Source organism: Actinomyces urinae (assembly GCF_900119695.1).
GTDB classification, from domain to species: Bacteria; Actinomycetota; Actinomycetes; order Actinomycetales; family Actinomycetaceae; genus Gleimia; species Gleimia urinae.
On sequence record NZ_LT632547.1, the window covers coordinates 851,942 to 870,333 of the forward strand.

16 protein-coding genes and 4 tRNA genes are annotated in these 18,392 nt (G+C 57.9%); 4 read left to right on the forward strand and 16 right to left on the reverse strand.

What is annotated here, in order from left to right; all coding sequences use genetic code 11:
- Positions 1-10: 10 nt before the first annotated feature.
- The 4 genes from rplK to BQ7114_RS05240 all read right to left on the reverse strand — a co-directional run bounded on the left by rplK (position 11) and on the right by BQ7114_RS05240 (position 1,848).
- On the reverse strand, positions 11-442 hold the full coding sequence (rplK, locus tag BQ7114_RS05225) for a 50S ribosomal protein L11 (RefSeq protein ID WP_072342848.1): 432 nt from the start codon (positions 440-442) through the stop codon (positions 11-13).
- A gap of 185 nt (positions 443-627) precedes the next feature.
- Positions 628-1,395, reverse strand: a complete 768-nt coding sequence (gene nusG, locus BQ7114_RS05230) for a transcription termination/antitermination protein NusG (protein WP_072342854.1) — start codon at positions 1,393-1,395, stop codon at positions 628-630.
- 111 nt (positions 1,396-1,506) lie between these two features.
- Positions 1,507-1,746: a preprotein translocase subunit SecE gene (secE, locus tag BQ7114_RS05235; RefSeq protein ID WP_034500361.1), complete on the reverse strand. Its 240-nt coding sequence runs from the start codon at positions 1,744-1,746 to the stop codon at positions 1,507-1,509.
- Positions 1,747-1,775: 29 nt separating this feature from the next.
- Positions 1,776-1,848 (reverse strand) — tRNA-Trp (locus tag BQ7114_RS05240).
- Positions 1,849-2,026: 178 nt separating this feature from the next.
- Here BQ7114_RS05240 and BQ7114_RS05245 point away from each other — a divergent pair.
- Together BQ7114_RS05245 and BQ7114_RS05250 are read left to right on the forward strand one after the other, a co-directional pair.
- Positions 2,027-3,235, forward strand: coding sequence for a pyridoxal phosphate-dependent aminotransferase (locus tag BQ7114_RS05245; protein WP_072342859.1), 1,209 nt, complete (start codon positions 2,027-2,029; stop codon positions 3,233-3,235).
- 121 nt (positions 3,236-3,356) lie between these two features.
- Positions 3,357-4,187, forward strand: a complete 831-nt coding sequence (locus BQ7114_RS05250; protein WP_072342865.1) for an alpha/beta hydrolase — start codon at positions 3,357-3,359, stop codon at positions 4,185-4,187.
- 73 nt (positions 4,188-4,260) lie between these two features.
- Here BQ7114_RS05250 and BQ7114_RS05255 read toward each other — a convergent pair whose 3' ends face one another.
- A complete protein-coding gene (locus BQ7114_RS05255; RefSeq protein WP_230205974.1) occupies positions 4,261-5,523 on the reverse strand; it encodes a phosphotransferase in 1,263 nt (420 codons plus the stop codon).
- A gap of 136 nt (positions 5,524-5,659) precedes the next feature.
- On the opposite strand from BQ7114_RS05255, the gene BQ7114_RS05260 reads away from it, so the two are divergent.
- Complete coding sequence (locus BQ7114_RS05260; protein ID WP_072342876.1) at positions 5,660-6,736, forward strand: adenosine deaminase; 1,077 nt, start codon at positions 5,660-5,662, stop codon at positions 6,734-6,736.
- The gene (locus BQ7114_RS05265) at positions 6,733-8,361 is read left to right on the forward strand and encodes an alpha/beta fold hydrolase (RefSeq protein WP_072342880.1); all 1,629 of its coding nucleotides are present in this window, start codon (positions 6,733-6,735) and stop codon (positions 8,359-8,361) included. Before BQ7114_RS05260 ends, BQ7114_RS05265 begins: the two co-directional genes overlap by 4 nt.
- A gap of 7 nt (positions 8,362-8,368) precedes the next feature.
- On the opposite strand, the gene BQ7114_RS05270 is transcribed toward BQ7114_RS05265, so the two are convergent.
- From BQ7114_RS05270 to BQ7114_RS05320, 11 genes are all read right to left on the reverse strand, one after another.
- Entirely contained in the window at positions 8,369-9,595 is a 1,227-nt protein-coding gene (locus BQ7114_RS05270; RefSeq protein WP_072342882.1) for a UDP-N-acetylmuramate dehydrogenase, read from the reverse strand.
- Between the two features lie 59 nt (positions 9,596-9,654).
- Complete coding sequence (locus BQ7114_RS05275; protein WP_230205975.1) at positions 9,655-10,848, reverse strand: MFS transporter; 1,194 nt, start codon at positions 10,846-10,848, stop codon at positions 9,655-9,657.
- A 104-nt stretch (positions 10,849-10,952) separates the two neighbouring features.
- Positions 10,953-11,123 (reverse strand): 50S ribosomal protein L33, encoded by a 171-nt coding sequence (gene rpmG, locus BQ7114_RS05280; RefSeq protein ID WP_016444173.1) that lies wholly within the window; start codon positions 11,121-11,123, stop codon positions 10,953-10,955.
- A gap of 49 nt (positions 11,124-11,172) precedes the next feature.
- A tRNA-Met gene (locus tag BQ7114_RS05285) sits at positions 11,173-11,246 on the reverse strand.
- Between the two features lie 39 nt (positions 11,247-11,285).
- Positions 11,286-11,358 (reverse strand) — tRNA-Thr (locus tag BQ7114_RS05290).
- 81 nt (positions 11,359-11,439) lie between these two features.
- Positions 11,440-11,521, reverse strand: a tRNA-Tyr gene (locus BQ7114_RS05295).
- A gap of 135 nt (positions 11,522-11,656) precedes the next feature.
- Positions 11,657-12,514, reverse strand: a complete 858-nt coding sequence (gene htpX / locus BQ7114_RS05300; RefSeq protein ID WP_072342888.1) for a zinc metalloprotease HtpX — start codon at positions 12,512-12,514, stop codon at positions 11,657-11,659.
- Between the two features lie 149 nt (positions 12,515-12,663).
- On the reverse strand, positions 12,664-14,094 hold the full coding sequence (locus BQ7114_RS05305; protein ID WP_072342891.1) for an FAD-dependent oxidoreductase: 1,431 nt from the start codon (positions 14,092-14,094) through the stop codon (positions 12,664-12,666).
- A 160-nt stretch (positions 14,095-14,254) separates the two neighbouring features.
- The gene (locus BQ7114_RS05310; protein WP_072342894.1) at positions 14,255-15,262 is read right to left on the reverse strand and encodes a polyprenyl synthetase family protein; all 1,008 of its coding nucleotides are present in this window, start codon (positions 15,260-15,262) and stop codon (positions 14,255-14,257) included.
- Positions 15,259-16,815 (reverse strand): NADH-quinone oxidoreductase subunit NuoN, encoded by a 1,557-nt coding sequence (nuoN, locus tag BQ7114_RS05315; protein ID WP_072342897.1) that lies wholly within the window; start codon positions 16,813-16,815, stop codon positions 15,259-15,261. Before nuoN ends, BQ7114_RS05310 begins: the two co-directional genes overlap by 4 nt.
- Positions 16,815-18,392, reverse strand: a complete 1,578-nt coding sequence (locus BQ7114_RS05320; protein ID WP_072342900.1) for an NADH-quinone oxidoreductase subunit M — start codon at positions 18,390-18,392, stop codon at positions 16,815-16,817. The genes nuoN and BQ7114_RS05320 overlap by 1 nt, the downstream gene beginning before the upstream one ends.

Genomic DNA, 18,392 nt, shown 5'->3' on the forward strand with positions numbered 1-18,392 from the left:
GTTAGTGGAATCAGGCCTCAACCGTGATTCCCATGGAACGAGCGGTGCCAGCAATGATCTTCATAGCTGCATCAACATCATTCGCGTTAAGGTCTTCCTTCTTCATCTCCGCGATCTCACGAACCTGAGCCTGCGTTAGCGAGCCCACCTTCGTGGTGTGCGGGGTGCCAGAGCCCTTTGCAACGCCAGCAGCCTTCTTAATGAGCTGAGCCGCCGGAGGGGTCTTGGTGATGAAGGTAAACGAACGGTCTTCATACACGGTGATCTCAACCGGAATGATATTTCCACGCTGAGACTCAGTGGCCGCGTTGTAAGCCTTCGTGAACTCCATGATGTTCACGCCGTGCTGGCCAAGAGCCGGGCCAACCGGCGGAGCCGGGGTTGCAGCGCCAGCCTGAATCTGGAGCTTAATCAGGCCGACAACCTTTTTCTTCGGTGCCATAAATTTGGGTCCTTTTACTTGTCAACTTTCCAAACTGCCATGTCGCAGATTTGGGCAGTGTCCCCCTCAACGCCCGTGTAGCCATTTTTGGGCACACGAATGCCGAAAGGGTGCACGATCGATAATCATAACGCCCACGCCGCCTCTAAAGCCAGACGGCGTGGGACACATCACCCAGATGGTGACTAGTCGATTTTCTCAACCTGATCAAAGTTGAGCTCAATCGGGGTTTCACGCTCGAAAATCATGATCGAGAGCGTGAGCTTACGCTGCTCTGGGAAGACCCCAGAAACCGTAGCCGGCATGTTCTCGAACGGGCCGTCCTTAACCGTGACAGACTCGCCCACCTCGAACGTGATCGCCGGAGCAGTCACTACCTCAGCGGCCTCCTGCTGCTGCGCCTTCGAAACCCACATCGGGGCGAGCATGTTCACGACCTCATCGAGATATAGCGGAACCGGATCGCGAGCATCGCCCACAAATCCCGTAACCGCAGGAGTTTCCTTGACCACGCGCCAAGACTTCTCATTCATCTCCATGCGCACAAGCACATAGCCCGGAATGCGTACGCGATCCACCTGCTTTTTCTTACCGGCCTTCGTCAGTTCCGTTACGGTCTCCATCGGAACCTCAACCTGGTAAATCCAATCTTCAGCATTCTGCGAAACCACGCGCTGCTCAAGATTAGCCTTCACTCGGCGCTCGTGCCCCGAGTAAGAGTGAATAACGTACCAATCACCCGGCAGGTAGGACAGTTCTTCGCGCTTGGCCTCAATCGGATCTACAACCTCAGGCTCTTCGCTTGGAGCCGGAGCAGCTTGCGCAGAAGACGCTTCCTCAGCGGTTGCAGCCTTGTCCACAACCTCTTCCAAGACCGATGCCTCTACGGCCTCGGCCGCGGCTTCTGGAGCCTGCTCGCCTTCTAACTTTTCTTCAGTGCTTTCCTGATCCACCTAGGACCTCCTTGAACACTTCCTCAATAGGCTAAAAAAGTAACACACCCTTGGCGGCGCCTCGGGTGTGTCTATCAACAATATGAGTTTAACGCATAAGCGCAGGATTTACTATCCAAAAATCCACACGCTCAACTGGCCAAACGCAAAATCAAGAAGACCCGTGTAAATCATGATCGAAACCACGAACACCAGCACGACCAAGAAATAGGTCCACCATTCTTCCTGGCTGGGCCAAATAACCTTCTTCAGCTCGGCAATGACCTGGCGAATGAACAGCAAGATGCGACCAAAAACGTTCAAGTCTTCCTTGACGTTTGGGTTCTGCGAAGACTTCGTCTGGTCTGACATCTTCTTCCTCCTGGATAAACTACAAAGAGCAGGGCAGGCGGGACTCGAACCCACAACCGCCGGTTTTGGAGACCGGTGCGCTACCAATTGCGCCACTGCCCTACGCTCATACCCGGCAAGCGAATATGTGCGACGTCAAGCATAACCCGACACGGCTACCAAGTCCAACTGTCACCCTCTGGCGCCAGCTTTGCGACACAAATAACAGCCGCTTGCCGTCCGCCGTCCAGTAATCGGGCCCGCACTGCTAAGACCGGGCTTCAGTGTTTAGGCTTAGCACGTGAGCAAAAACCGAGTATCAAAACGCCTGGGTGCCATTGCGCCATCAGCCACCCTCGCAGTATCAAACCGCGCAAAAGAACTTAAAGCCGCTGGCGAACCCGTTATCGGATTCGGCGCGGGCGAACCCGACTTCCCCACTCCCGACTACATCGTGCAAGCCGCCATTGCCGCTGCGAATGAGCCGGCCATGCACAAATACACGGCCAATAAAGGCCTGCCAGAGTTGCGCCGCGCAATCGCGGAAAAGACTCTGCGAGACTCCGGCGTTGAGGTGGATCCCGAAACGAACATTCTGGTCACCAACGGCGGAAAACAGGCTGTGTTCCAGTCCTTCGCAGCCGTAATCGACCCGGGTGATGAAGTTCTACTTCCAGCCCCCTACTGGACCACCTATCCCGAAGCCATCACCCTGGCTGGAGGCGTTCCCGTTGAGGTTTTTGCCTGTGCCGAACAGGAATACAAGGTAACCGTCGACCAGCTTGAAGCTGCTCGCACCGAACGCACCAAAGCACTCCTATTCTGCTCGCCTTCTAACCCCACCGGTTCCGTCTACACCCCCGAAGAAGCCGAAGCCATCGGCCGTTGGGCACTCGAAAACGATGTGTGGATCCTCTCCGATGAGATCTACGAACACCTCCTCTACGACGATGCGGAGCCCGCGCACCTGCAAAAGCTTGTGCCCGAGCTATTTGAGCGCATCATCGTCATGAACGGTGTTGCCAAAACCTACGCCATGACAGGGTGGCGCGTGGGCTGGATGATTGGTCCGGCAGACGTCATCAAAGCCGCTTCCAATTTCCAATCCCACCTCACCTCCAACGTGTGCAACGTTGCCCAACGGGCTGCCCTCGCGGCCGTGTCCGGTGACCTTGCCGCCGTTGAAGACATGAGACAAGCATTTGATCGCCGCCGCAAGAAAATGGTGGAACTACTCAGCCAAATCGACGGGTTCAAAGTCCCTACCCCGAAGGGCGCGTTCTACTGCTACCCCTCCGTTGAAGACGTTATTGGACGCGAGATTGCAGGCACGAAGATCGAGTCTTCTGCCGACCTTGCCGAAGTTATCCTCAACGAAGCCAAAGTCGCGGTAGTACCGGGCGAAGCGTTTGGCCCATCCGGCTTCATTCGCCTGTCTTACGCCCTAGGCGACGATGACCTTGTAGAAGGCGTAACGCGTATCAAGAACCTCATAAACGGGGAGAACTAACCACTTCCTTGCAATGGTGGCCAGGCCCGCTTGGGATCTTGGCCACCATTCTTTTGCCTCCACTTGTGGTGGCCGGGAGTAAAGCGGGCAAAACTCATCGCACTTTGGCAAACTTGAAAGCATGAAAGCTGAACTAAAGAAGCACTACGCGGACGATCCCAAAGCAACTGTTCTGATTCTGCACGGATACGCCGAACATCAAGGAAGATACGGTCACCTGATCGATAGCTTGGTTGAAGCCGGCTTCGACGCCGTCACCTATGACCAGTACGGGCACGGCACCGCTCCTGGGCCTCGCGCCAGAGTTGACGTGGGCCAACTCATCAAAGACCACCTTGAAGCACGCGAGCAGGTGCGCCAACAGATGCGCACCGAGGACCTGTTCCTGTTTGGACACTCCATGGGAGGACTCGTTACCGCGGCTTCAAACCTCATCAATCCAAGAGGTGTTACCGGCGTTTCTCTATCTGGCCCCGCGTTCAGCACAGTAGGCGGCATTGAACGAGATAAGGCACGCGCCGTTGCAAAAGCAGTGCTCAAGTTCCCCGCCGGCATGCCCACAGTCTCGCTGGATGCCGAAACAGTTAGCTTTGACCCTGACGTGATTGCGGCATACAAAGCCGACCCCCTCAATTATCAAGGACGCGTGCCCGCCCGCACCGCCGCAACCATGATCTTGCAAGGTATTGAAACACTTGAGCGCGCCGACAAATGGCAAAACCCACTCATCATCTTCCACGGCTCTGACGACACGTTGGCAGATCCTGCTGCCTCTTGGGAGTTCTCACAAAAAGCACGCACCGGTGGTGCACCCGTCGAAATGATCGAGGTTCCCAGTGCTCGCCACGAAGTTTTCAACGAACCTCACGTGAACCGAATGCTCATGGAAACCCTGAACATGTGGATAGCTGGCATTCTTCGCGCCAAAGCCATTACAGACCCGCAGAACTAGGGTTTAGGCGGCAGACGTAAGCCGCGGGAGCTGGCCCTAGCGGCTAGCCTTAGGCGGGGCCGTAACGGTGGCCTCAGAATCCATCCAATCCGAGGTCTGCCCACCACTGGGCTCTCTTGAAGCGCGCTCTTGCTTCGGCCTCGCCGAAACGCAGCGAGGTCGAAGCCGCGAGCGATAGTGTCACCGCAGCGCACCGCGCATATAGGTCAGTAGCTGCAACCTCACGCTCGGCACCTATTCGCCACGCTTCCAAAACCATCTCAGACTCGGGATACGAGCGGCATCGTCTTCCCGGCAAGAACTGATCCAAGCGAGTTCGCCACAGCTCGGTTGGGGATGCGTACACCCACGAGCTTGGAGACAGGAACGGCAACACCGACACGTGGGCCAACAGGCACGCGTAATCATCCGCGCGAGTGCCCGGACCCAGCGAATCCAAATCCAACACCGTGGATATACGCCCTCCCCTCGTCAGCAGATTCGCCTCGAAGAAATCACCGTGTGCCGGCACCAGCTGCTGGTTGGGAGTCAACATCGCATCGATTTGCTCCACCAAACGCGCAGCGGGAGCCTCCAGATCCGGAATCGACTGACCAATCGCCTTCGCGTAGTGGCGCCGCCTATCCGTCCACGACTTTTGGCGCGGCAAATCCGCAACCGCGGGCGGAAGTGCGTCCAAAACCTCTTTTATCTGACCGAACATGCGCGCCGCCTGCAGCGGCTTTTGCGAAATCAGATTCGCAAGCGGCGCCCCCTGCCCGTGTGCCTGCACGATCACCCCCTCACGGGGAGTACCAAGCACGGGTGCAAACGGAAAGGCTGATCCTTCCAAAGCAGAAATCGCCTGCAACGAAGGCTGTTCCACGCCCGGCCGCAACACCTTTACCCACGCACGCGGCGCAGCCCCATCACTCACGCGCACCATTGCCCTGCGGGTAGGGCGGTAAACCACCCTCTTCAAATGCGGCTGCGCAATATCAGTAAAGGCGCGCACCTTCGCCGGATCGCTCGCCCAAACCAGGCCCGGCAGATCCGGATCCCACGGTAGCGTCCACACACTGACCTGCACCGGTGCGGACTCTTTATCCTCGCCGAGGGCTTTCGGATCCACGCGCAACGACGCCGCAGCTCGGCGGCGTACCCGCTCCGTTGAAGCCACCGTCCAAACCGTCCTCACATGCGCGGCAGCTACCAAATGCACCTCGAACACGACGGAAGCACCCGCATTTGGCCGCGCATGGGTTGAAACCACCTGCCACGAAGTGACCTCATAATCACTCAGGTAATGCAAACCATGCAGGGCCTGTGCGAGCGGCAACGGGGGCGCCGAACGCAAGGCCGCGCCGATCAGCTCTCGCGCGCCCTCGCGCGCCCACGCCGGCCATGAACTCCAGCAATCTCCGATGCGAAATCACAATCCAATCCCATCACACAGGTGGTTAATTAGCTGTGTTTCATGGAAGACTTTAGGCATGAAAGACCTAGTTGCCCTTCCCAAAGCCCACCTGCACCTCCATTTCACCGGTGCGATGAGGCCCGCAACTATGGTCCAACTCGCACAGCAAATGCGGATACGCCTGCCCCACCACCTCCTCGAAAACGACCCCATGCGCGTACCCGCAAACGCACGTGGATGGTTCAGATTCCAACGCTCCTACGACTCCGCCCGAGCACTCGTGCGCACCGAAGAAGTCATGCGCCGCATCATTCGCGAAGCTGCCGAAGATGACGCCGCCGAAGGCTCCCGCCGCCTCGAAATCCAGGTTGATCCCACCTCCTACGCCCCGTGGGTTGGTGGCCTCACCCCCGCCCTCGAAATCATCCTGGACGAAGCGAAGATCGCCAGCCGTGATACCGGGGTGGACATCGGCGTAATCGTTGCGGCCTCACGCATCCGTCACCCCCTCGACGCGCGTATCCTTGCACGCCTCGCCGTCCAATACGCCGGCGACCAACCCGGCGAAGTAGTTGCCTTCGGCCTGTCCAACGATGAGACCGCGGGAGATACCTCCCAGTTCTCCGCTGCCTTCCGCATCGCACGCCGCGGCGGCCTCAAAGGCGTTCCCCACGCTGGTGAATTACTAGGGCCAGCCCACGTGCGCGACGTAGTCACCCACCTCAAACCCGGGCGGCTGGGCCACGGGGTGCGCGCCTACGAAGATCCCGAGCTACTCGCCCGCCTCGTTGATGAGGGCATTGCGTTCGAAGTGTGCCCCACCTCCAACGTGTCACTTGGGGTGTTTCAAAACCTTGACGAAGTTCCCCTGCGCACCATGTTTGACGCGGGCGCCACCATTGCCCTTGGGGCCGACGATCCGTTGCTATTTCGCTCCCGCCTGCTAGACCAATACGAGTTCGCCCGAGCCGCGGGATTCACCGATGCTGAGCTGGCGTCCCTGGCGCGTTCTTCAATCGAGGCATCCTTAGCCTCACCTTCTAACAAAGCCCGCTGGAAGCGTGAGATTGACCAATGGTTACACGGACCAGATGACGCCGTTGCGCCAGGCAAATGCGCGGGCAACGCGCTCAGCGCCGAGGGGAAGCAATGAACGACTACACCGTCACAAACTCCCTCGTCTCCATCGGCGATGGGATCCACATGCGAGTACACCGCTTTCGGCGCGACTTCATTGACGAAGGCGCGCCCACGTTCGTCCTCGTTCACGGCATCGGTGTCTCATCCGAATACTTCGTTCCGGTAGCGGAGATACTCGTTGAACATGGCGATGTGATCACGCTTGACCTGCCCGGTTTCGGTGACACCACGCGCCCACCCCACCCACTGTCCATCGCCGGATTTGCCGCCGCCGCACACAAAATCATGCGCTTCGAAGACGTAAAAAATCCCGTCATGCTAGGCCACTCTATGGGCGCACAGGTAGTTACCGAAATGGCGACACGCGACCCCGAATGGATCAAACGCATCCTCCTAATTGGCCCGCCCATCAACGCCTTAGAGCGCACATTCATACAAGCCGGATTACGCTTCGCGCAGTCCTCCATCTTCGAACCCTTCGAAGTCAGCCGATTCGCGGTAGGCGCATACCTGCGCTCCGGCCTCGCCTGGTTCATGGAAACCCTGCCGCAAATGGTTGCCTACCCCATCGGCCTGCGCCTGGCTGACACCCGCGCTCGCACCTACCTCATGCGCGGCCAGCACGACGCCGTGGCACCGCGCGCTTGGCTTGAAGACCTGCGCCTCGCCGCCGTCAGCTGCACCGGCGTGGACGCCCAGATTTTTGAAGTCGAGGACGGTGCTCACTCCGTTATCGTTGCGCACGCCGACGAGGTAGCTCGCGCCCTCATCGCTCTATCTCAAGAGGCGCCAATAGAAATACCGGCAACAACGCAAGCAGGCGTGACTGCCGGGCAGGAGCAAGTCAAACACCTTGCCGAAGCCGCCGCCAGCCCCTCGCGTACGGTTGAAAGCGAACGCGGCGTGTGGGAACAACTGAGTGAGCACTCGGTGGCCCCTCCACCGCTGTGGGCAGCTGTACCGATAGCCCTGACCGATTACGCACGCTCTGGAGTGCAGTCGGTACGTGCCGCGCTCATTCGCAGTGGCCTGGCCGGTAAACCTGCCGAAGCCTTGCGGTTAGAGGGAGCTCCCGTCTGCATCGGCATTCCCGGCATCGTCGAAACCACCGAGCACCTGCACATAGCCGGTCATGCCCTCCGCGGCGCCGGATGGGACGTACACTTTGTGCCAGCCCTCAATCACCTAAACGGGCCCATCCCCCTCTTTGCCCGCAGGTTAGAAAAATACCTCGTCGATCAAGACCTGCAGGACGTTGTGCTATTCGCACACTCCAAGGGCGGACTCATTGGCAAAACTGCCATGACTGGCCCGCAGGGGTGGCGCATCCGCGCGATGGTTACGCTGGGTACGCCCTACGCGGGCTCTCCCCTGGCCAACTACGCTCCCAAACTGCTGCGGGTTGCTGACCTGCGCACCGATGATCTCAACCTGCGAACGCAGTACGAAGACATTAGAGTAAACCCGCGTATTACCTCTATACAAGCCCGATGGGACCAGCAAGTCCCCACCGGATCGTGGCTACCTGGCGCGCGCGTAGTCACCGCCAACATCTACGGTCACAACAACCTACTTACCTCACCCGAAGCCTTGCGCGTGCTCGTGGCTGAAATGGAACGTCGTAAACCGCGCGCGTAAGCACCGTTTAAGTGTTGGCCGCGAGCGGTGGCATATCCCATCCCACGCGAACAGGTTCGGGAACCAGCTCGATCTGCCAGTGCTTCCACACCCCATCGCGCACCGCCTCGGCAAGGCGCGCCACGTCCAGCAGGGTGGCCGCCCCCGTATTCGAGATTGCCAGGACGTGGTCCGAAGACAAAGCCGCCCCCGAAGCTGGATCCAGCTTAAACCCGCGGTCAAAACCCGAATGATTAATTAACCAGGCAGCCGAAACCTTAACCACGCCCTCCTCGACACTATCGCCGTCAGGCACGCTACCTGCAGCAGCCACCTTGCGGACCGGGAACACCGGAGCGTCCTGCGGCAGTTGTTTAGCCGCGTCCTTGGAAATGAGCGGATTAGTGAAGAAAGAGCCGGTGGACCACGTATTACGATTCGCGTCATCAAGCACCATCGACTTGCCGCGACGCAGCTCCAACACCGCCTCACGAACATCCCTCTGATCCACGCGATCACCAACCTGCACGCCAAGGGCCTGCGCCAACTGGCCATAACCGATCGGCAAAGACAGCGATGCGTGCGTGAACTGAAACTCTACCCACAGCACGATCCAGCGACCCGTTGGCCCCCACAAATGCCCCTGCGACAGCGACGAATCATACGTTGAACGCTTGAGCACCGACGTGCGGTAACCAAACTCCAGATCAGCTAGTACCAACGTCTTCCGGCGCTTCTCCAGCCGGTCATAAACCCGGATCGCCGAGATCGTGTCCGCAACCTCTTTGCCGTAAGCCCCCACATTCTGCACCGGGGACGCACCCACAGTTCCTGGAATGCCCGACAGGGCCTCCAAGCCCGACCAATCATTCTCCACCGCGGTGGCCACGAACTCATCCCACGCCATGCCCGCATCCACGCGAACCACAGCGCCACCACAGCCCGTGTCATGCACCAGCGTGTAACCCGAGCGAGCGTCGCGCACCACAACGCCTGCAAACGGCTCACCCGCCACCAGCAAATTCGAACCGCCGCCCAGCATCAACACCGGTATGCCAGCTTCATCCGCGGCACGCACCGCCTCAACAATCTCATCCTCGCTACGCGCAACGACAAAGCTCTTAGCCTCACCGCCCACACCCATCGTGGTCCAATCAGCCAGGCGCTTCGAACCCTCGTCATATTGGCGATTCGACTGCACCGGCGTCACCGGGCTCGGATTCTGCGTCCGAGGGAAAAAACTACACGTATCCATATCGACCTCTCTCACGCCCTCACCGGGCGATGGCGCTAGCAAAGCCAAACTGGCAGTGCCTACGCCTCCTCATCAATATAACGAGCCAAGTACAAAGACAACAGCACCGGAAGCACAACGAAGCCCAGCGCGTTACGGTAGCCCACCCACTGCGCAATATGACCAATCACCGGCGGGCCAACCAAGAACGCGCCGTAACCGATGGTGGACAGCACCGAAATACGGGCAGCTGTCATCTTCGGATCCGCTGACAGCGCCGAGGCCGCCGTGGGGAAACCCAGCGAGGCACCAACCGCCCAGCCTGCGATACCCGCCATAGCCAACCACGGCCACGGTGATAGCGCAAACAGGAGCAATCCCACTACCGCAATCGCAAGGAACACCTGGAGCATCGGGCGCGGGCTCCACCGGCGTTGCATACGCGGCGTTAATAGCCGAGTTGCCGTCAACACCGCCAAGAAGAAAGCAAGTGCCGCCGTACCCATCGCGTGCGAAACATCGAAACCATCAACAATCGCCAGCGGAATCCAGTCGTTTGCCGCGCCCTCCGTCAAGCCTGTTCCGATAACCATGACGCCGATCAAAATCGTGCGCTTCTCACGCCACGCAGCCTTTGTGCGCTTCGCGTTTGACGCGCCTGATTCATCCGTTGATATTGACGCCACAATCCACTGCGGTACGTACATCAGTCCCGCTAAGAACATGAGGACAATCGTTGCGACGATTACGCCAAGTAGGTGAGCTTTTACCCCCACGTGCAAGTATGTCATCAGCACGCCCGACAGCGCGGCAGTTACCGTACCAATCGAATAGGAAGCGTGATACCAAGGCATTACCCGCCTGCGGGCGAGCACCTCAACATATCCCGCCAAAATATTCATCGTCGTATTTGCCACTGACGTGCCCACATTCGCTACGAACAGAGAAATCGCAAGTAGCAACACGTTGCCTTGATCGAGAGTTAAGATCACAGCCAACATGCCCACAGACCACAGCAAGAAACCTGCCCACGCCGTCACTCGCGGACCGAAACGGCCCGCGATCGGTCCCGTAGATGGAAGCGCGATAACCGAGCCCAACGAACCAATCAAAAGGACGTTTCCAAGCGTTGCCGGATCCAACGAAAACGCGTCACGAATCGATGGGATGCGCGAAAGAAATGAAGCCAGGGTGAATCCAGCAAAAAAGAAAGTCACAGCGGTCGCATACGAAGCGCGCGTGTACACACTTGAATCCGGCTTAGGAATCTCCAAAACATCCCTCTCTTCTAACCCGATAGTACAGCCCGCAGTGCGCAAACACCCGTTTACGCATAGCAAAAGAGCCCCCAAAAAACTGGGGGCTCTCAAACCCGAACTTAGCGAGTTTCGCGATGCAGCTTAGACGAGCGGCAACGCGGGCAATACTTCATGAGCTCGAGACGATCCGGCGTGTTACGACGGTTCTTTTTCGTAATGTAGTTGCGCTCCTTGCACTCCGAGCAGGCCAGAGTAATCTTAGGGCGAACGTCAGAAGCCTTGCTAGCCATCCCTTTTCCTTTCAATCTGCTCGGCGTTTCCTCACTGAGGATGAGCCGGTAGCGGGGGCGGGGCTCGAACCCGCGACCTCACGATTATGAGTCGTGCGCTCTCACCAACTGAGCTACCCCGCCGCTTGGGGGTTTGTAAACACTGCCTGTGCCCACAAACAGAGCCCCGAAAGGGAATCGAACCCTTGACCTTCTCCTTACCATGGAGATGCTCTGCCGACTGAGCTATCGGGGCAACGCGTGCAACTTTACTCGAATCCAAGCCACGGGGGCAACCCGCGGAACCGAGTTAATCATCACACAGCCTTTCGGCTTGTGGCGGAGGAGGGATTTGAACCCCCGAAGCATAACGCGGCTGATTTACAGTCAGCTCCCTTTGGCCGCTCGGGCACTCCGCCATCGTCTCAAACATCACAGCTTGGCGACGCCAATGAAGACTATCAAACCTGAACCACAAAACGCCAATTCATTCAGGCATAAAACCGAGGTTAGTGACGCATGTCCTACACGCGCGCGAATCGCACCTCGAAAACCTAGTATCCAGCCATTCGCTCAAGACGCTCAATGCGCTGTTCCATCGGCGGATGTGTGGAGAACAGACTCCGCATGCCCGCTCCCCTGAACGGGTTAGCGATCATCATTGCAGCGGTAGTCTCACGCGATGGCGAAGGCTGCAACGGCGACATGGTATTCCCTCGCTCCAACTTGCGAAGCGCCGAAGCAAGGGCCAACGGATCACCGGAAAGCTCCGCACCATCATGGTCAGCGTCAAACTCGCGCGTCCTCGACACTCCCATCTGCAACATCGTTGCCGCAAACGGAGCCAATAGAATCATCAACAAGCCCGCTATCGGATTTCCACCCTCATTATTTCGACCTCCGCCGAAGAAGAACGCGAACTGAGCGATCGAGGTAATGACCTGCGCCATGCCAGCTGCGATCGTTGAGGTCAAAATATCGCGGTTATACACGTGGCTAAGCTCGTGTCCAAGTACGGCCCTAAGCTCCCTATCATCCAAGAGCTGCATGATTCCAGTAGTGCAACAAACCGCGGCGTTTTGCGGGTTTCGGCCCGTTGCAAACGCGTTCGGAGTGCTCGTTGGGGCAATATATAAACGAGGCTGCGGCTGACCTGCACGCGCCGACAGCTCCTCTACCATCGCGTACAGTTGCGGGGCCTCCTGCGGCGACACCGGCTGGGCCCTCATTGATCGCAACGCCAACTTGTCTGAATTCCAATACGTGTACAGGTTCATACCAAACCCAAGCACAATCGAAACGAACAACCAGGAGCTGTTGCCGGTACCGCGAGAAATCACCCAGCCGATCAACACCACCAGCGCCCACATGGCCGTCAGTAAGCCGGCCGTCTTCAAACCGTTGTTATTCATACTTAACCTCAACAATGCCAAAACCTAGGACACACAATAAACGCAAATGCTTAAAGATTGCTAAGAAACCGCCGAATAACCCATTAGATAGACGAGTGGGGCAATGACTCGCGTCACTGCCCCCACCCTTCAAACTGACTTAGAAAATTTCACTCGCCCGGATTGCCAATCAGATCCGCGTCCCCTAGGTCCTGTCCCTGCGAGATGCGAATCATGGCCTCGCGCGAAACCACCTTCACACGCTCGCGGCCGCCGCGACCACCCACGACCTCACCGAAGTCTGCACCAAGCCTTTGCTCATACTCATCCAAAAGCTCCCAACCATGCCACTCGGTGTAACGCACACCTCGCTCCTTGAGTAGCTCAATCATCGCGTCGTGTCCCACGTCTGCCGAAGTCGCATGAAGCTTGCCCGCCTCCGCGTCCTCCACCAGCATCGCGATCGTCTCCTGCGCGTCCGACTTCGTTGAGCCAATTAGACCCACCGGACCGCGCTTCACCCAACCGGTGGTATAAAGGCCCGTGACAGGTTCCCCCGCCTCGTCAACCACGCGGCCGGAAACGTTAGGAATCACACCGTGCTTGTCATCAAACGGCACGCCCTCAATCGGGCTGGAGAAGTAGCCAATCGCACGGTAAACCGCCTGCACGGGAGTTTCCACGAACTCTCCCGTCCCACTCACTGAACCGTCGCCATTCAGCTTCGTGCGCTCCGTGCGGATCGCCGCAACGTTACCTTCCTCATCCGCCACAATCTCACTGGGCGAGTGGAACATGTGGATGTGAATACGGCGGCTGGCTGTGTGTTCATCCTCCATCGCGTAGTTCGTCAGTGTCTTCACAACCTGCTTCGTCTGATTAGACGCGCGAATGGCCTCCTGGGAGCCCTCGTCGAAATCGAAGTCTTCCTCGTAAACGATTACATCCACGTCCGGCTGCTTGCCCAGCTCACGAAGCTCCAGCGGCGTGAACTTCATCTGCGCCGGACCACGCCTACCAAACACATGCACGTCCGTCACCGGATTCTTAGCCAGGCCCTCGTACACATTCTGTGCGATCTCGGTGGTCAGCATGTCATCGGCGTGCTTCGCGAGGACGCGCGCCACGTCGAGCGCCACGTTACCGGCACCAATGACCGCAATCTCCTTGGCCTCCAGTGGCCATTCACGCGGATAATCCGGATGCGAGTCATACCAGTACACAAAATCAGCCGCGCCATACACCTGGGGCAGATCCGCGCCCGGAATGCTAAACGGCTTATCGCGATCCGAACCCGTTGCAAAGATCACCGCATCATAGTGCTCGTTAAGATCTTCAACCGTAATGTCCTTGCCCACGTGCACATTACCCAACAGGCGAATGTCACCGCGCTGCAAAATCTTGTACAGCGCCACAATGATCTGCTTAATGCGCGGGTGATCTGGCGCTACACCGTAACGAACAAGGCCGTAGGGGGCGGGAAGTTGCTCGAACAGATCAATTGCCACGTCCAAACCGGACTTAGACAAAATGTCGGCCGCGTAAATACCCGCCGGGCCGGCTCCAATAACAGCAACATTTAGTGGACGCGTAGAGCTCACTTACTTCCCTCGATCCTACGGATTAAGAATGCAACCTATAGTTTACGAAAATGCGGGGCCTTATTTCTACAGGACTTCTCTCACTTCTGCCCCACCCCGCGCTTTTGTGCCGATAAAAAACGCCCCTTTTGCAAGGGGCGTTTTAACAAGCTCAGCCGGATTAAGCCATGCGGTCAACCGCCGCGTTGGCAAACTGAACCAGAGCTTCCTTAACCGGCGAATCCGGGATGGGCTCGAGCGCCTCCAAAGCTAGATCGGCCCATTCGCGGGCTTTTGCCCTCGTCTCGTCCAACACCTCGTGATGCTTCAAACGCTCCACCACAGAAGCGAGGAGGTCACCGTCAGTAAGGTCACCACCATCGATGTCAGCCAAGAGTTTCTTGCCATCTTCATCCAGGAGGCCAGCTTCTCCACGCCTACGCAAAAGGAGCACTGGCATCGTGGCAACACCTTCAACCAGGTCAGTTCCGGCACTCTTCCCCGTCAGTGCTTCATCAGAGGCAAAATCAATCACGTCGTCAGCGATCTGGAATGCCACGCCAATCCGTTCACCGAAGACGCGAACCGCGTCCACGAGATCATCATCCGTATCTGACAGCCAGCCACCAAACACAGCGGATGCGGCAATCAAAGAACCGGTCTTATCTGCCAACACTTGAATGTAGAAGTCAACCGGATCGGCGTCACCAGGCCCAAACGTCTCGTGAAGCTGGCCCATGCAGAGGCGCTCAAAAGTCTGCGCGTGATACTCAATAATCCGCTGGCCGAGCTTTGAGACCAATAACGAGGCGCGAGAAAACAATACGTCTCCGGCCAAGATCGCGCGGTTGTTACCCCACTGTAGTTGAGTTGCAGTAACTCCCCTACGCTGTGGTGCCGCGTCCATGACATCGTCATGGTAAAGCGTTGCCAGGTGGGTCAGCTCAACCGCGGTTGCAGCTGCCACGATCTGATCAGAAGCAGGCTGGCCTTCACTACCCAAATGCGCACAAATGAGAGTAAGTGCAGGGCGCAACCGCTTCCCACCAGCTTTAGCAAGGTGAGAGAGTAGCTCGTGGATAAGGTCATCCGACCCCTTCACCGAATCGGTGAGCAACTGCTCGACTCGGGCGAGGTCGGATGACACCTGCTCTTCTAGAGCTTCAAGCGAAAACTTCGAATTCTTCACGGTAGCAATACAACCACATTCGCCAACGCATCAAGAATCGGCTGTGGGAACACGCCCAGTAGCATCGTTGCTACAGCGGCAACAACAACTGCGATGAACGTGTAGCCTTCTGACTTTACAACCACGGTGTTTTCACTAGGTTCGGTGAAGAACATGAGAACCACCAGGCGGAAGTAGTAGAACGCCGTGATTGCCGAAGCTACGAGAGCCAGGATTACGAGGCCGGTATAACCAGCGGAAATACCATCAGCAAACACTACAAACTTGCCGATGAATCCGGACGTTAGCGGGATACCCGCAAACGAAAGCAGGAAGATCAGCATGGCACCAGCCACGAGCGGCGACTTGCGACCAAGACCAGCCCAGCGGGAGATCTCGGTGGCCTCACCCGTAATGTTTGCGTTCTCATCAGCCTGACGCACCAGCGCAACCACGCCGAACGCGCCAACCGTGGCGATGCCGTAACCCAGCAGGTAGAACAGGACCGAGCCCGCGCTGCGCGAGGTGGCCGCCAGAACTCCAATGAGGACGAAGCCGGCGTGAGCGATCGACGAGTACGCGAGTAGTCGTTTAATGTCGGTCTGCACCAGACCAACGAATGTACCGATCGCGATGGTGAGTGCTGCAACCGCTGCGAGGATCCAAATCAGATCCCATTCGAGGCGGACCCCGATGGTCAGGTAAATGCGAACCATCGTTGCAAAAGCCGCAACCTTAACGGCTGCTGCCATGAAACCCGTAATTGGTGTGGGAGCGCCCTGGTAAACATCCGGCGTCCACGCGTGGAACGGCGCGGCACCCACCTTAAACAGGAGACCGACCATAACCATGAACACGCCAACTATGAGCATCCAGTCCATGCCCGGGATCATCGGAACCTTGACCGAGATTTCGCTCAGGACCACCGAACCAGAGAAGCCGTACAAGAGCGCGCCACCCATCAGGACGAACGCAGATGCGAATGCACCAAGCAAGAAGTACTTCAACGCAGCCTCCTGTGACAGCTGGCGACGACGGCGAGCCGTTGCCACCAGAATGTACAGAGGCAAGGAGAGCACTTCGAGGGCAACGAACAGCGCTATCAGCGTGTTTGCCGCGGGGAACACCATCATGCCACTAAGAGAGAACAGCACGAGCGGGAAGATTTCCGTACGCTGGTATCCCTTTGCGATCGAGAGGTCTTCATCCGACGAACCGGGACGGTCCGAAGGCTGAGCAGCAAACGCGCCATCGCCCAGCTCGGAACGATCCGCGATTACGAGGAGCGCCAGGAACGCTACAACCAAAAGCAGGGCCTGGGTTGCGAGCGTTAGCGTATCTTCGATGTACTCCCCGTGCGCCAGAGGATTCTGTGCGATCTCAGTCCAACGCGCCACGATAGCCACGAACGAAACCACTACCGCAATGATCGAAAGCAGAACCTGCGTACCACGGCGGGCCTTGTGCGGCACAAACGCCTCCACAAGGACACCGAGTACAGCGGCTCCCAAAACGATCAGGATCGGGGCAAAAGAAACCCAGGCAATCTGCGGGGCTTGAGTTACAAGATCCATTAGTTGTTGCTCCCTTCCGTGCCATCGAACGAAGTGGACGCTCCGGCGCTGCTAACGAGCTCAATGCGCGGCTGCAGGTGCTCAATAGCACCGTCAGCAACCGGGTTGAGCGCACTTACCAGAGGAGCAGACCAAATACCGAGAACAACCATCGCAATGATAAGCGGGGCGATCACGCCCTTCTCACGCATGTTCATATCGGTGAACTTCTCTGCATTTGTTGGCGGCCCAGTGAAGATCGCCTGGTATGGGATCAACAGGTAGAGAGCCGCAAGAACTACACCCAGCACCGCGAATATGGCTGCCAGCGGGTTAATCTTCCACGTGCCAAGAAGCACCATGAATTCGGGTACGAAGCCCGACAAGCCGGGGAGCGCAACCGACGCGAGGCCCGCAACTAACCAGGTGCCCGCAATGACCGGAGTTACGCGCTGCATGCCACGGTAGGCCGCAATCTCACGCGTTCCACCACGCTCAGTGAGGAAGCCAGAGATCAAGAACATCGCCGCGATGGAGACGCCGTGCGCAACCATGTAGAACATGGCGCCCACCAGGGCCACGTGCGAGCCGATGTAAATACCAAGAACCATGAAACCGAAGTGCGACACGGACGTGAACGAAACGAGTCGCATGAGGTCTTTTTGGCCAATGGCTGCCAGGCCACCGTAGAGAATCGAAATGACAGCGAGGACGATGATGACCGGAGCGGCCACGCTCGAAGCATTCGGAAAGAGCGGCAGGGCCAGGGCGATCATTCCGTAGGTGCCGATCTTGTCGAGGACACCGACCAGCAGAACGGACGTGCCCGGCCGAGCAGCCGCAGCGGTATCGGGTAGCCACGTGTGAACTGGAACCATCGGGGCCTTAATCGCGAATGCGATAAAGAATGAGATGAAGATCCACGTCTCCACGTTCGACGCCATCGGCGTTCCCGCGAGATTTTCCATAAGGAACGCGTTTGGACCGTGATCTGAAACCACCCACAGGCCAATCACACCGGCAAGCATGATAAGGCCACCAAACAGCGAGTAGAGCAAGAACTTCAATGCGGCTGCACGAGCGTTCTTGCCACCGAAACGGCCAATCATGAAGTACAGCGGAATCAGCATCGCCTCGAAAGCAATGTAGAACAGAACCACGTCGCGGGCTGCAAAGATCAGCACCATGAAGCCCTCAAGAATGAGGATCAAAGCCATGTACATGCTGGACTGGCGAGCCTCGTCGCGTTTGCCTGCGTCCTCGCGCCAACCGGCGATAAGGACAATAGGTACGAGCGCAACCGCGAGGACGATCATCGCCATTGCGAGCTGGTTTACGCCAAGGCCCCAACTGACACCGATCGCCGGAATCCAATTCTTTGTTTCAGCGAGCTGGTAGGCACTAGCCGCAGACCAGTCGAGGGCGCCTGCAGCCGCAACACCAAGCGCCAGCTCGATGATCGACACTACAAGGGCGATGGGGCGACCGATAACGCGCAACGGCGCCACGGTTACCACCAGGATGCCCGCGATCATTGGCAGGGCGATCATAATGGACAGCCACGGGATTGAAGCTGCCGAGATAACTTGCATTTCCAT